This window comes from Streptomyces kurssanovii (assembly GCF_040677245.1).
Lineage (GTDB): Bacteria > Actinomycetota > Actinomycetes > Streptomycetales > Streptomycetaceae > Streptomyces > Streptomyces kurssanovii.
This window is the reverse complement of sequence record NZ_JBFAQK010000007.1, coordinates 23,487-38,357: the sequence shown is the minus strand read 5'-3', so window position 1 is coordinate 38,357 and position 14,871 is coordinate 23,487. Positions and strand designations below refer to the sequence as shown.

Here is a 14,871-nt window from a genome sequence, read left to right as displayed (position 1 = left end):
GTGTGAGCCAGGGCGAGAACGTGAGCGACGGTATTCGGCCGGTCGGTACCGAGCACCACTACGGGGACGGGCTGCACGTCCGGGTCGCCGACGTCATGCCGTACGAACTGGTGGACCCGGACGATTCGCACGGGGTCCGGCACGGCGACGACGTGATCCGGTGCACCTTGTTCCTGAGCAACGGCACCGGACAGCCCCTCGACGTCAACGGCATCAGCCTGTTGGTCCGCTGCGGGCCTTACGGCAAGACAGGCCGCCAAGTGCACGACTACCGGAGCGACGTACTCGACGACGAACTGGACGGGACCCTCCGGACCGGACGCAGGACTTCGGCGACGTGGGCGTACAGCATCCCGGCCGGCACGACGGACGACCTGGACATCGAGGTCCGGTTCGGGTCCGGGCACGAGCGCGAGAGCGTCACCTTCACCACCGCCGGCTCCATGGCCGGTGCGGATGCCCTCGACCCGCGTGTGCCGGCAGCCCGCACCGCTCCGGCGCCCCTGCCGGACCAGGCGGTCCTGTTCGGTGACGAGCAGCGGTCCCTGTTCACGGGCGCGGAACCCGACATGTCGGGCGACCACGTCATCGCCCCGGCACGGCCGCGGGACCCGTCCGGCGACGCGACGGACGCCACCCGCGTCCGGCAGATCTTCCGCTTCCTCGCCGAGGCCGAGGAGTCCAAGTCGCGACCCGTGCGCACTCTCGACGGGGCCGCGGGTGCTGTGTGGTTCGACGAGCTTCCCGACGACCCCACCGTCGCGGTGATGCTCGACGGGGTGGTCGCTGCTGACGAACCCTCCTGGCTGCGGGTCGAACGGCCCGCGCGTGAGGACGCACCGCAGCCGAAGCAACTGCTCGCGCCCTGGATCGACGAGAACCGCATCCGTGACTTCAAGCAGACCCGCGCCCCGCACCTGAGGCGACGTATCGAGCCCGACTTCCCCGATTGGTCGACCGGCATCCCGCTGGAGAAGACGTACCACGAGCTCGACGAGCACCCGAAGCGGGAAAAGATCGAGAAGCTGTACGCCGCCTGGGAACAGGAATGGCTGGTCTGGGCGGAACAGCGGAGGGCGATCGACCCGCTGGTCCGGCTGTACGACCGGCTCCACAAGATGCACGAGGACGCCGCGAACCTGGGCGAGGCTTACGAACTCGTCCTCGGACTCGGCCGGCTGACCTGGCAGACGACCGGGGGCCAGCGCGTGGAACGGCACCTGGTCACCCACCGGGCGACCCTGCAGCTGGACCCGTCCACCGGCACGCTCACTGCCGCCCCGGACCCGACAGGCGTGGGCATGGAGCTCGAGGAAGGCATGCTCGACGGGGCACAGCACGTCCCCGGGGCCGTACGCGAGGGCATCGTCGACGTACTTGAGAGCGCCTCGGACGCGACCGGTCCCGAACACCTCGAGGCCCTGCACACGGCCCTGCGCAGCTGGACCAACGCCGCCCACTCCGCAGGGAGCTACCTGCCCACGATCGAGCGCGCCAAGCCGCGCAGCCTGGACGTGCCCCAGGTCGGGCTCGCCCCCGCGCTCGTACTGCGCGAACGCGACCGCCGCTCCACGCTGGACGCCCTCAAGTCCATCGCCCGGCAGATCGACGCCGGCACGCCGCCCACCGAACTGCTCGGCTACATCGCCGGCCGCGACGGCGCTCTGACCGCGAGCGACCTGGCCGCCGCCGAGAACGACGGCAGCCAGGCGGACACCGGCGAGATGTACTTCGCGCTGCCCGCGAACGAGGAACAGCGCACCATAGCCGAACGCCTGCGCGCCAACCGGCTCGTCGTCGTACAGGGGCCGCCCGGAACCGGCAAGACACACACCATCGCCAATCTCGTCACCGACCTGCTCGCGCAGGGCAAGCGCGTTCTCATCACCAGCCACACACCGCGAGCCCTGCGCGTGCTGCGGGACAAGCTGCCCGAGTCCGTACGCGACCTGTGCGTGAGCCGCACCGAGGACGGCGCGGCGGCACAGCGCGAGCTCGAGGCATCGGTCCAGAAGATCCTGAGCGAGTACGCCGGTTACGACGAGAAGGCGTCACAGCGCGAGATCCGGACGCTGCAGAACCGGCTCACAGCCGCCCGCACCGCACAGAGCACCCTGCTGCGCGACCTCGCCGCGCTGCGCGAACAAGAGACCCACCGCTTCGACGCCGAGATCGGTGACTACAGCGGAAGCCTTCAGGAGATCGCCGGACGCCTCGCCGCGGAGAAGGACACGTACGACTGGCTCGGTCCCGTACCGCAGGAGCAGCCCGCTCTGGACGCCGAGGACGCGCTGCGCCTGCTGCGCGCCACGCGCGTGTACACCCCGCACCACCAGGCGCTCGCCGCGGAGGTGCCCGGCCCCGCCGAACTGCCCGGCCCCGGTGAGTTCGAGGAGGCTGTCCGCGTCGTACGCTCCGCCGAGGAAGCCCACGAGGCAGTCCGGGAGGATCCGCTCAGCCGCCAGTACGACACGGCGGTACGCACCCTCGCCGAGGGCGGGCGGGAGCGCCTGTCGACCGCGCTCGACGCCTTCGCCGCCGCCCGCGTGCGCGCCGGATCCCTGGCCGCCGCCGCCGGAGAGTGGGCCCTAGCGCTGCTCCGCGAGGTCGGCGCCGGTCAGGACTGGCAGACCCGGAGCCGCCACGCCGCCGTCACAGAAGCCCTCGCGGCCGCGGATGCCTCGATCGCCGTACTCGGCCGGGCCATGGTCAGCGGACTGGAGCAGTACGACCCGGCCACGGCGCTCGGTCAGGCCACGGCTCTGCACGACGGACTGCGGCAGGGGCAGAAGCTGCGCGGCCCGCTCGGCATACGCTCCAAGCTCGCCAAGGCCGTCGGGCCGTTCGCCGAAGCCGTACGGGTCGACGGACGGGCGCCGGAGGACGCGGAGACGGCTGCCCTGGTCCTGGCCCGAGTGCAGCTCGAACTGCGGCTGGCCCAGGTCGAGTCCGATTGGGGCACACCTTCCGGACCCTGGCAGGGGCACGGGCCGCGCCTGGCCCGGCTGCGGCAGGAGGCCGAGGCACTCGAGGCACTCCTCGCGGTCGGGGCCGCTCGCACCGCCGTTCTCACCGCTGCCGCGACCTCCCCGGAACTGACCGTCGCCGCTTGGCACGACCAGGCCGTCGAGAACGCCGTCCGGGCCCTGCTGCGCGCGGCGACCACGTTGCGCGCCGCCGAACAGTCGCGTCGGCTCATCTCCGGCGCGCAGGAAATGCTGCGCGCCTGGACCGACCGGCCGGGTGTGTCCTCAGCCGTGGTCCGCGCGCTCGACGCCGTAGTGGCCCGTAACACCGACGGCTACCGCGAGTTCAGCCAGGAGATCGCCGAGGTCCGCGAAGCGGCCGCCCTGCGGGTGGAGCACCATGAGGCACTGACCCGGGTCCGGGACGCCTTCCCGTCGCTCGCCGAGCGGATCACCGAATCCGCCGGCGACCGGCTCTGGGACGAGCGGCTGCCCGTCCTCGCCCAGGCATGGGCATGGACGGCGTGGCGCGAGCGCATGGAGCGGCTCACCGATCCGGACGCCGAGCGGACCCTGCGCAAGCGGCTCACCGAGGCCGACGACGAGGCCCGGATCATGCTCGCCCGGCTCGCCGCGGCGCGCGCATGGCACCGGTGCCTCGGGCTGCTCACCGGCGACCAGTCCCGTGCGCTCAGCGCCTACCAGCAGGCCGCCCGGCGCATCAAAGGCAAGTACCAGCACCGCTACCGGCGCGACGCACAGGCCGCGCTGCGCAAGGCACAGACCGCCGTCCCCGCGTGGATCATGCCGCTGCACCAGGTCGCGGAGACCGTGCCCATGGACCAGCCCGGCATCTTCGACGTCGTGATCGTCGACGAGGCCAGCCAGTCCGGCCTGGAGGCCATGCTGCTGAGCTGGCTCGCCGACCGCATGGTCGTCGTCGGCGACAGCAAGCAGGTCAGCCCGTCCAACGTCGGCCTCAAGCAGGACGAGTACTTCCACCTCCGCGACCGGCTCCTGACCGGCCTGGAGCCGGACGTCCGCAGCCTCTTCGGTCCGGAGTCCAGCTTCTTCGACCTCACCGAGGCCCTCTCCGCAGGCCGCGGCACACTCATGCTCAAGGAGCACTTCCGGTGCATGCCGGAGATCATCTCCTTCTCCAACGAACTCTGCTACAGCGGTCGGCTCCAGCCCCTGCGTCAGTACGGCGCCGACCGCCTCCCACCCGTACGCACCGTGTACGTCGAGGACGGCGAGGCGCTCGGAACCAACACGCGGCTGGTCAACACGGCTGAGGCGGAGGCACTCGTCACGGCGCTGGTGCGCTGCTGCGCCGACCCGGCGTACGACGGCAGGACGATGGGCGTCATCAGCCTGCGCGGCAGCAAGGGGCACCTGGCCGAACTGGAGAACCTCCTCGCCGAGCGCCTCGACTACGAGCAGCGTGAGGAGCGGCGCATCCGCGTCGGCGACGCCGAAGACTTCCAGGGCGACGAACGCCACGTCATGTTCGTCTCGTGCGTCAACTCGGCCACCACGGCCGCAGGGACCGTACCCGGCGGCTTCACCGGCAAGACGTACGAGCAGCGGCTCAATGTCGCCGCCTCCCGTGCAAAGGACCAGGTGTGGGTGTTCCACAGCGCACGCCCCGAACAGTTCCACGAGAACGACCTGCGACGCCGTTGGCTGGACCACCTGAGCCGGCCCGCCGAGGAGGAGACGGCGGCCGTCGAGGGCGAGGTGCTGCCGGACGTGCGGCACGAGGCGTTCGACAGCCTCTTCCAACAGCAGGTCCACCTGGAGCTGACCGCACGCGACTACCGTGTCCGGCCCGGCTACCGGGTCGGCCGTCACGCCATCGACCTCGTCGTGGAGGGCGGCACCCGGCGGCTCGCCGTGGCGTGTGACGGTGACTCGTTCGCCGAAGGGGAGGACGCCTCCACGGCAGCTGCGCGCCAGCGGGACCTGGAGCGGGTCGACTGGACGTTCGTCCGTATCCGCGGCAGCCGCTTCCACCTGGACCGGGAGCAGGCGCTCGCGCCGCTGTGGGCGGAGCTCGAGCGGCTGGGAATCGAACCGGTGACGCGCGTGCAGCCGTCGGAGGAGGGGGACCCCGCCGGATCGGACGGCCTGACGGACACCGGCGGCGCGAGCGCGACGGATGTGCTGCCCGACCGGGATGTACTGCCCGGCCCGGACGAGCCGTACGGGCATGTCGACCTGCCTCGGCAGGCGGTCGGTACCACTGGCCGACAGCCTGAGACGACCGCAGCACCCGTATCGGTGCCCCCGGAGCCGGCCGAGTCTCCGCGGACGGCGGACGAGCCGGCGACGCTTCCGCCCGCACCGACGGCACCCGCGTCCCCGGCCACTCCCGCGACCCGTGTCCCCGCACGCGCTGCCACACCACATGCGGCGGTCACGAGTAAGAGGACTGCTGGTGGGGGAGCGGGCACGGAGACGGGCCGCGCGAGTCGACGCGCACCCCGAAGCTCCTCTGGTTCCTTCCCCGTACGGGAGGTCCCGGCCGCCGTCTTCCAGCGGGTGCTCGGCGAGATGCGGGAGCTGCAGCTCGCGGTCGAGGCGCCCGACGAGACACCGGAAGGACTGGACGCCGCCAAGCTTGTCTTCCTGCGCAGGACGCAGGCCGATCAGCGGGAGCGCCGCGCCAAGCGGCTGGCGTTCCTGCGCTCCTTCATCGACGCCGTCGCCGTCGACGGCGCGACAGCCCCACAGGTCGTCGTTCCGGGCGCGCTCCTCATGCTGGAGTTCGACGGCGAGGTCGACCACGACACTCTGTACACGGTGGCCGAACTGCCCGCGGACGGCGCGGAAATCGTCTCTCCGTCCTCGCCGCTGGGACACGCCTTGATGTGGCAGCGAGCCGGACGCGAGCTGTCCTACGTCTCCGGGGACAAGGCGCACCGGGTCGTCGTCCGCGACATCAGGGCCTGAGAGTGCCCCGGCCGCCCACCCTCCGAAGAGGGTGGGCGGCCGGCTCGGCTCAATCCGCGACCGGGTCCAGCATCGGGCTCCGCTGCCCGCTCCACGAGATCGCCAGCGCGTCACGGGCCCGAGTGCAGGCCACGAACAGCAGGCAGTGCTCCGCCAGCAGATCCTGCTGGTGCTGCACCGGATCCACCTCTGCCGGTGTCACCTGGGGCGCGAACGGCAGCACGGCCGACGTCACTCCGACCACGGCGACGCAGCGGAACTCCAGGCCCTTCATCGCGTGCATCGTCGCCACCCGCACGCCTGACGTCCCGGGCCCCGGGTCGTCCTTGACCGCGACAGCAGCTGTACCCTCCCGCCGCAGCCGTGCGATCACCGCGTCGACGAGTGTGTTGAAGCGGGCACACACCGCGATCTCCGACAGCTTGACACCGTCCTGCTCGCTCCAGGTCCGGATCTGCTCCACGAGGGCGGAGAGCTCCTTGTCCTGGGTGGTGTGCCCGCGGGCCGCCGGGACGCGGCCGTGCAGCTCGGAACGGTAGCCGCGCAGGGAGTCCCGGCCGCCGTCGTCATCGTCGTCCTCGCCGAGCCGGCCGACCTGCTGTCCGTCGAGCAAGGCGGACGACCAGCGCAGGATCTCCTCCGTGCTGCGGTAGTTCAGCCGTAGCCGCGACGTGCGCCCGCGGACGTGGACCCCCAGCGAGCGCAGGGAGACCCGTGAGTCGTAGATGCGCTGGTGGGGGTCGCCGACCAGGAACATGTCGTCGGCCTGGGGCGCCACGCACGCCCGCAGCACACGCCACTGCGCCGGGTGCAGATCCTGCGCCTCGTCCACGACCACATGGCGGTAGCGCGGGCCGCTGTCGGCCAGGATGCGCGCCGCCTGGTCGCACAGCTGGGTGTACGTGGCAGAGTCACGCGAGGCCAGATCCGTGGTGAACCGCTCCATGACCCGCCACAGCCGGGCCCGTTGCACCCGGCCGACCTGCGTGCCTCGCCCGCGCCGTACACAGCGCAGGTAGTCCTCCGGTGTCCGCAGACCCTGTGCGAGCACCACGTTGCGGAACTCCTGGGCCAGGAACTGCTCGGACCACGGCAGGTCCTCACGGGCCGCGGCACGGGTCCAGGCGCCTTTCTCCGACGCTGCCGACAGTGGCCTGGGCGCGCTGCCGCGCGCCTCACGGACGACCCGTGCGGCAAGGGAGTCGACGGTGGTCACCTCCACGCGTTCGAGGAGGTGGGCGTCCGCCTCGCCCAGCAGCAGCGCGAGGCTGTCGCGGAGCGCCGCTGCCATCGCGTTGGTGAACGTGGTCAGCAGTATCCGGTCGTCCTTGCGGCCGGTGCGCAGCAGGTGCCGTACGCGGTGCAGGGCGACGACGGTCTTGCCGGTGCCGGGGCCTCCCGTCACCTGGGCGGGGCCGTTGAATCCGGGGTGGTAGGCGTAGCGCCGCTGGGCGGGGTGGAGGAAGACCCGCCAGCGCGTGAAGTCCTCTGTGAGGATGCGCTCCAGCTCCCCTGGGCCGCTGACCTCCACGATCCGGTCGGAGGTGTTGAGGATCGCCTCGGTGAGACTGACCGAGGGCCGGTCCTCGGCGGTGCGGACGGTCTGCCCACGTGACGCGATCAGCTGCTCCCACACGTCCTCCGCCGAACAGCCCGCCGACAGGTACTCGAGCACCTCGTACTGATCGGCGGGCATCATCGGCGGCGCCATGACCGCCAGGTCGTCGGCGGTGACGCAGACCCGGGCCAGTCGCAACACCTGGTCGTCGATGCCGAGGTCGCGCAGGACGGTGTCGGAGTGCTGCTCGAAGAGGCGGGCGGGGGCGGCGACGGCCTTCGTTTCGAAGTACGTCTCCATCTGCTCGAGGGCCTCGACGTTGCGGACCTCGAGGCCCCCGGTCGCGCCGTTCACGGAGTAGGCGCGTTTGCACGCCCAGTTGATCGCCTCGTCGTGCGGGGCAACCCGTAGCAGTGTGAACAGATCGCTGCCGTCGTCCGGGGCCAGTAGTACGCCGCGGTAGGACCTGGTGACGCGGATCGTGCGGATCCGGGGGTCACGCGACCGCTCCAGCTTCTCCAGGTGCATCCCTTTGCTGGCATGGAGCTGGGGGACGGTCAGGCTCCGGAACATCTGGATCGCGTCGCCGACCTCCTTCTGCACGGGTCTCTGCAGCGAGATCAGGTCCGCGACGAAGTCGTCGGAGAGGGCGAGTCGGGGCATGGGCGTCCTCGGGTCGCGTGTCGGCCGGTGGTCGGTGCTGAGCGGTCAGGATCAGCGTAGAGACTCCGGCCGGCAGTGGCGACGGCGCACCTCAGGTATTGCGTGAACTCAGTCAACGGGACACCTTGGTTCTACAGTTGTGTGCCGGCCGCCCACTCTGTCAGGCCCGGTACGAAAGACCCCACCGCATGCCGGTCCGGCCCGTAGGCTCACGCCGGTCGGTCTGCTGCCGTGAGCAGGCACAGGTTCGAGGTTGCCACCGAAGCAGCGGCCTTGGTTCGAGACACTGGCCGACGCTGGGGCCTCCTCTCAGGCAGGGAACCGGCTGAGGCTTTCGCGTCCGTCCCGGGACTGCATCTGCGGCACTGGACGCGCGGCCCCGAACGCACGGACGTCCTCACTCCGCCGGGCGCTCGGACCGGCATCGCGAGGCGGCGGACGGCCTGCAGGACTGAGCACCCCGCCCGTTCAGGCGGAGACGGGCTGCAAGTCGGCCTCGTCAAGGGGCGGGTAGCTCTCGCCGCCCATGCGCTCGGCCGCGTCGATGTAGTCGGCGAGAACGTCGCGGGACCGGGCGAGCGTGGCCATCTGGTCGTCCAGTCGCCGCAGCCGTGACCGCATCGCGGCCAGCAACTCGGGGCAGCCGATCAGCTCCGGGGCCTCCCCGACCGCACAGGGCAGCAGATACGCGATGTCCTCGGATGACAGCCCGGCACCGAGCAGATGCCGGATCTGCTTGACCCGCAGCACGGCGCTCTCCTCGTAATCGCGATAGCCGTTCGAGCCGCGGTCCGCCTCCAGCAGGCCCTGGGCCTCGTAGTAGCGCAACTGGTGGGCGTTGACGCCCGTCCGGCTACTCAGTTCCCCGATCCGCATCGAAACCTCGCTTGACCTTCACACCGGTATCAACGTTGACGATGCTGCCATGAACAACGAACCCGACACACCTGTGACAGTCATCGGACTCGGACTGATGGGCCAGGCACTCGCCGGCGCCTTCCTGAAAGCCGGGCATCCCACAACCGTGTGGAACCGTACGGCCGCCAAGGCCGACCAGTTGGTGGCAGACGGCGCGCGGTTGGCGCCAACGGTCGGCGAGGCGATCAAGGCGGGATCCCTGGCGATCATCTGCGTGACCGACTACGAGGCCGTGCGGGAACTGCTCGGCGCAAGCGATGTCGAGCTGCACGGCACGACGTTGATCAACCTGACCTCGGGCGACTCGGCCCAGGCCCGGGAAGCCGCCCGGTGGGCCGAACAGCGAGGCGCACGCTACCTGGACGGCGCCATCATGGCCGTCCCGCCGGCCGTCGGAACCGCGGAGGCGGTGATTCTGCACAGCGGTCCGCAGTCGGACTTCGAGGCGCACAAGTCGACACTCGAGGCCCTCGGCACCGTCACGTACCTCGGTGCGGACCACGGGCTGGCGTCCCTGTACGACGTGGCCGGCCTGGCCATGATGTGGAGCGTCCTGAACGCCTGGCTCCAGGGAACGGCCATGCTGCGGACGGCCGGTGTCGACGCCGCGACGTATGCGCCGTTCGCGCGGCAGATCGCCGCCGGGGTGGCCGAATGGCTGCCGGGGTATGCCGAGCAGATCGACAGGGGCTCCTTCCCGGCCGAGGTGTCCGCGCTGGAGACCGACGCACGGGCGATGTCGCACCTGATCGAGGAGAGCGAGGCGGTGGGAGTCAACGCCGAACTGCCGAGGCTGTTCAAGGCGATGGCCGACCGTGCGATCGCCGCCGGGCACGGCGGGGAGCAGTATCCCGTCCTGATCGAGGAGTTCGCCAAGCCCAGCGGCGACGCCTGACCGGTCCCGTCCTCGGGCCTCCAGCCTCGGCGTTGCGCGTGGCGGGCTGTCCTGGGCCTGCCCGCACGTCGGCGGAGCGCTGCTGTGCCTTGCCGACGTGCGGGCGGTGGGCCGGTCCCTCGAACCAGCACCCGGCTGTACTGCGAGGCGGACGGACAAACCCTCCACTGTTTGGTAGTGAGCGAGCGGGGGCGCGGCGCACGTCCGAAACCTGCCCGAAGCCACCCACTTCACGGCGTCGGCTCCGGGCGAAGACGCGCCCACCACCTGTCGCACAGGTATTCTCGATCACATCGTCATCGCGGCCCGACGGGCTTCCGCTCCACTCCAGTGGAATCACGAAGGACATGCCCCCACCCGCACGAGTCACTTCGTGCTGCCTGGGGGAAGTCCTTGTTGTTCCGTGCGTCAGCCACGTCGGTCGCGGCCGCGGCACTGGACAGTTCGCTGTTCCTGCACCTCACCGAGCAGTTCTTTCACATGCATGGCTATCGCCCCGGCCCTTCCGAGGTCCGCTCCTGGGAACGGAGCATCCCCGCGCTCACGAGTGCCCTCAACGACGCGGGTCTCGGGGATGTCGAGGTCATGCTCGAATACGCCCTGCCGCTGAACAGCAAGCGCGCGGATGCCGTGATCGCCGGCGTGCACCCTGTCACCGGAGAGCCGTCCTACGTCGTGGTCGAGCTCAAGCAGTGGAGCCAAGCGGAGCCGGACGAGGACGACCCCGCCCTCTGCCGCATCGACGCCTACGCGCACCCCGTTCTCAATCCCATCGAGCAGGTACGCCGATACTGCGAGTACCTCGTGAATTTCAACGGCGCGGTCTCCGACCATCCGGGACGTGTCAGTGGTGTGGCCTTCCTCCACAACGCGACCGAGTTCGGCGTGAGCGGCCTGCGTGAGATCGAACGCGACGACAATGGACAGTTGTTCACTGCCGAGCGCCGAGGAGAGTTCCTCGACCACCTCCGCGCCAAGCTGAGCGCCAAGCACTCGGGAGCGCGGGCCGCCGACGAACTTCTCACCGGCAGGACGGTTCCGTCCAAGCAGCTGATGTCCGTTGCAGCCGAAGAGGTCCGCGTACGTGAGCAGTTCGTCCTCCTCGATCAACAGCAGGTCGCCTACCGTATGGTGCTCAGCGCCGTCCGGAAGGCCAAGCGGTCCGACCACAAGGAGGTCGTGATCGTCACCGGCGGCCCTGGGACCGGCAAGAGCGTCATCGCGCTCTCCCTGCTCGGTGAGCTGTACCGCCAGGGCGTCACCGCACTGCACGCCACGGGGTCCCAGTCGTTCACCAAGACCATGCGTAAGGTCGCGGGGGCACGTAAGCGCGAGGTGCAGGAACTCTTCAAGTACTTCAACAGCTTCATGACGACGGAGAAGAACACCCTCGACGTCCTCATCTGCGACGAGGCCCACCGCATCCGGGAGACGTCGGCCAACCGTTACACCCCCGCCGCCCACCGCACCGGGAGGCCGCAGATAGAGGAGCTCATCGACGTCGCGCGCGTTCCCGTCTTCCTTCTCGACGAGCACCAGGTGGTGCGGCCCGGCGAGATGGGCACGGTGGCCGAGATAAGGGCGGCCGCCGCGAAGAAGGGCCTCGAGTGCCACGTCGTACCGCTCGACAGCCAGTTCCGCTGCGGGGGGAGCGATGCCTACCTGCGGTGGGTCGTACGGCTCCTCGGCCTGCAGCCGGGCGGCCCGGTGACCTGGGACCCGGACGACCGGATGCAGCTCATGGTGGCCGACAGCCCCGAGGAGATGGAGGCGTTCCTCGAAGGGCGCCGCTCCCAGGGCTATGGCGCCCGTATGTCCGCCGGCTACTGCTGGCCCTGGTCGAAGGAGCCCAAGCCGGGCCACCCGCTCCTCGCGGACGTCGTCATCGGTGACTGGGCCCGCCCGTGGAACCTTCGCGGCGAGCGCGCCATCTCCGGAGCACCCCCGTCCGCGCTGTGGGCCACCGACCCGGCCGGCTTCGGTCAGGTCGGCTGCGTCTACACGGCGCAGGGCTTCGAGTACGACTGGTCGGGCGTCATCATCGGCCCTGACCTGGTCTGGCGGGGCGACAAGTGGGTCACAGATCGTGCGGCGTCGAAGGACCCCGTCTTCAACCGGTCGACGTCGGACGCCGACGTCGACCGCCTGATCCGCAACACGTACAAGGTGCTGCTGACGCGTGGCATGGTCGGCACGGTCGTGTACTCGACCGACCCGGAGACGCGCGAGAAGCTGCGCGAGTTGGTGGGCGCGGAGCGGGAGGTTGCGGCGGTGTGACGGGGTCCCGTGCCGATTCACAGCGTGACGACTGCGTGGAGGTGGCAGACCGGCCCGATGCCTTCCACGTCCGCGACTCCAAGGACAAGGACGGGCCCCGGTCCACCGTCACGACGTCGGCTTGGGCCGGTTTCATCGGATTTGCCACGCTCTGATCGACCGCCGACCATGGCCGCTACTGTGCTGATGCGCGGATCGAAGGTGGCAGGGCATACGGGCAGGGAAGGCCAGGACCTGGCCGGCCTGTTTCCGCAGAACGGTCGGTGCCACGTTCACCGGAAGTGCGTGGTCTCCAGGGCCCTGACGTCACATACCGGTTCGCTCCGACACCGCCGGTCCCGCCCCCAGCCCCGCCTGCGGCTGTCCTCCGTCCACGGGGATGTGGGCGCCGTTGACGGCCTCGGAGGCGGGGGAGAGGAGGAACGCGATGACGCGGGCCACCTCCTCGGCATTCAGCAGCCGCCCGTTGGGGTTACGGGCCGCGTACGCGGCATAGGCCTCCGGGTCCCGCTGCCGGAGCCGGTCCCAGCTCTTGCCCGGCAGGAGGATCGAGCCGGGGCTGACGGTGTTCACCCGCACCCGGTAGGGCGCCAGTTCCTGGCACAGTGCACCCGCGAGGTAGATCTCCGACGCCTTGGCCGCTCCGTACTGGGCGGGAAACCGTGGCTTCCAGCCGGAGATGGAAGAGACGAGTACCACGGAGCTGCCCGGTCGGAAAGCCTCGAGCGCCGACCGTACGGCCCGGACCGCGTGGCCCCCGTTCAGCTCCCAGGTCGCCTGCCAGTCCTCCCGTGTCGATTCCAGGAGGCCGCCGCCGCGTTTGCCGCCGATATTGGCGACCAGGCCGTCGAAGCCGCCGAGCCTGGCGGCTGACTCGACGGTGAAGTCCTCCAGTTCGTCCGGTGCGAGCACGTCGACGGATCCGGTGACGACCGTGCCACCGAAGTCCTCTTCGACGGAGGACGCCGCGCGGGCCAGAGCCTCGCTGTCCCGGCCGCAGATCGCGACCGACGCCCCTTCCGCGGCGAGCAGCCGGGTGACCGCGTAGCCGAGCCCGCGGCTGCCTCCGGTCACCAGGAACGTCCGCCCGCGCAGGCCGTAGGAGACGGCGGGTGCTGTGCTCTCTTCCATGAGGTCACTCTGCCATCCGGCTGCTCCAGCTCGTCAACGCACCAGTTTGCGGATGACGATGCCGACGATGAGCGTGGTGAACAGCATCCCCGCGGCCGTGAAGGAGACGGCGAGCGCCGACCATTCGGCGGTCTTCAACTCCGAGGGCATCCCGGTGCCGACGTTCAGCCACAATGCCAGGGCCAGCACGAACGACTTCCCCGCGAGGGTGACGTCCGCCAGCCCCTGCCCAGGTTCGCGTAACGCGCCTGCCAGGTGGAGCACGACCGCCGTCACCAGCACGCCCGCGGCCAGTACGCGGGCCGGATTTCGCGCCCGCACACCCCAGCCGAGCACGCCCCCGAGAAGGCCGCGCGTGATGCCTCGACGGAACGGCGGCAGAAGCCGGGCCTCGCGCTGTCTGGCGAGGTAGTAAAGCTGATCGACCTCACGATTACGGTTCCGCCTCACCAGAGCGGACCGGACGGACTCAAGGGCCACGGCGCTCACTTCGGTGAACGAACGCTCCAGGAACGAGACGATCTGGCGCCCGTCGCGGAACACCTGCCCGGCCAACTCCATGTCTCCGATGCTGGAGGAGTCGTCGAGGCTGTAGCGGGAAGCACCGACGGGCAGTCCGAGAGTTCCGGTCACCGAGGAACCGTGCAGGCTGATCACCGACGACGTCTCGGAGGACGAAGTGAGGGACATGACCGTCGTGTTGTGCAGGGAGAGGCGGGCGGTGGTACCACCGGCGTCGGTGCCGCCGCCGTCGTCGGTCTTCAGACCGTGGACGTCGACCGGGCCGCGGACGGTGCTGTTGGTGATCGTGCTGTCCTCGGCCGGGATCACCAGGCCGTTGAGGCGCACGGTTTCGCTGCAACGCAGCTCGTTCGCCCGCAGCGGTTGGTCCAGACGGACGCGTTGCAGGGTGAGTTCCGGGGTGTCGACCCCGTCGAGTTCGAGGGCGGACAGCCACAGATCGTCGAAGGTGATGTCCTCACGGGCACGCAGACCACGCACCTCCACGCGTGGACGACCGAGGCGGCCGCCCGTGACCTGGCTGCGGACCGTCAGTGCCGAAAGGCGGGTGTTGCTGATCCTGACAGGCCCGCGGAGGGCGTTGATCTGTACCAGTTCCTCCACGCGCAGCCGCTCCAGTCGGACGGCGCTGCAGGAGTGGAGAGCCAAGAAGTCCAATGCGGTGTCCGTGACCGTGACGTCACAGCCCATCGAAGCGTTCCGGACGGTCAGGCGCCCGATACGGGAGTTGACCACCAGTACGGCGTCCGCCTGGGCATGGTCGATGACCAGTTCATCGATGTGGCACGACCGCACTGTCAGCGTCCCGTCCACGCTGAGCCGGTCCAGGAAGATGCGGTCGCCGGACACACTGTCCAGCAGGAGGTCGGTCGTCACCTCGTCATGGCGAAGGTGCACGCTGCGGTCGGCGACGGTTCTCTGCCGGCCGATTCTCGCCAGGTCCTCGAGCGTTCTGATGGTTCCCACGAGCATCCCCCTGCTGCGTG

At 70.1% G+C, this 14,871-nt stretch carries 8 protein-coding genes; 4 read left to right on the top strand and 4 right to left on the bottom strand.

Going from position 1 to position 14,871, the window contains the following annotated elements:
- Positions 1 to 20 precede the first annotated feature (20 nt).
- Entirely contained in the window at positions 21 to 5,921 is a 5,901-nt protein-coding gene (locus AB0K36_RS07965; protein ID WP_364589879.1) for a PDDEXK-like endonuclease domain-containing protein, read from the top strand.
- A 49-nt stretch (positions 5,922 to 5,970) separates the two neighbouring features.
- Here the strand turns inward: AB0K36_RS07965 and AB0K36_RS07960 are convergent, their stop codons facing one another.
- On the bottom strand, positions 5,971 to 8,142 hold the full coding sequence (locus tag AB0K36_RS07960) for a UvrD-helicase domain-containing protein (protein WP_364589876.1): 2,172 nt from the start codon (positions 8,140 to 8,142) through the stop codon (positions 5,971 to 5,973).
- A 468-nt stretch (positions 8,143 to 8,610) separates the two neighbouring features.
- The gene (locus tag AB0K36_RS07955) at positions 8,611 to 9,018 is read right to left on the bottom strand and encodes a MerR family transcriptional regulator (RefSeq protein ID WP_364589873.1); all 408 of its coding nucleotides are present in this window, start codon (positions 9,016 to 9,018) and stop codon (positions 8,611 to 8,613) included.
- 49 nt (positions 9,019 to 9,067) lie between these two features.
- On the opposite strand from AB0K36_RS07955, the gene AB0K36_RS07950 reads away from it, so the two are divergent.
- The 3 genes from AB0K36_RS07950 (at position 9,068) to AB0K36_RS07940 (ending at position 12,387) form a co-directional block, all read left to right on the top strand.
- Positions 9,068 to 9,955, top strand: coding sequence for an NAD(P)-dependent oxidoreductase (locus AB0K36_RS07950; RefSeq protein ID WP_364589870.1), 888 nt, complete (start codon positions 9,068 to 9,070; stop codon positions 9,953 to 9,955).
- A 393-nt stretch (positions 9,956 to 10,348) separates the two neighbouring features.
- A complete protein-coding gene (locus AB0K36_RS07945; RefSeq protein WP_364589867.1) occupies positions 10,349 to 12,232 on the top strand; it encodes a DNA/RNA helicase domain-containing protein in 1,884 nt (627 codons plus the stop codon).
- A complete protein-coding gene (locus AB0K36_RS07940; protein WP_364589864.1) occupies positions 12,229 to 12,387 on the top strand; it encodes a DUF397 domain-containing protein in 159 nt (52 codons plus the stop codon). The genes AB0K36_RS07945 and AB0K36_RS07940 overlap by 4 nt, the downstream gene beginning before the upstream one ends.
- 151 nt (positions 12,388 to 12,538) lie before the next feature.
- On the opposite strand, the gene AB0K36_RS07935 is transcribed toward AB0K36_RS07940, so the two are convergent.
- Positions 12,539 to 13,363 (bottom strand): SDR family NAD(P)-dependent oxidoreductase, encoded by an 825-nt coding sequence (locus tag AB0K36_RS07935; RefSeq protein ID WP_364589862.1) that lies wholly within the window; start codon positions 13,361 to 13,363, stop codon positions 12,539 to 12,541.
- A 33-nt stretch (positions 13,364 to 13,396) separates the two neighbouring features.
- Positions 13,397 to 14,857, bottom strand: coding sequence for a hypothetical protein (locus AB0K36_RS07930; protein ID WP_364589859.1), 1,461 nt, complete (start codon positions 14,855 to 14,857; stop codon positions 13,397 to 13,399).
- Between the last annotated feature and the right edge of the window lie 14 nt (positions 14,858 to 14,871).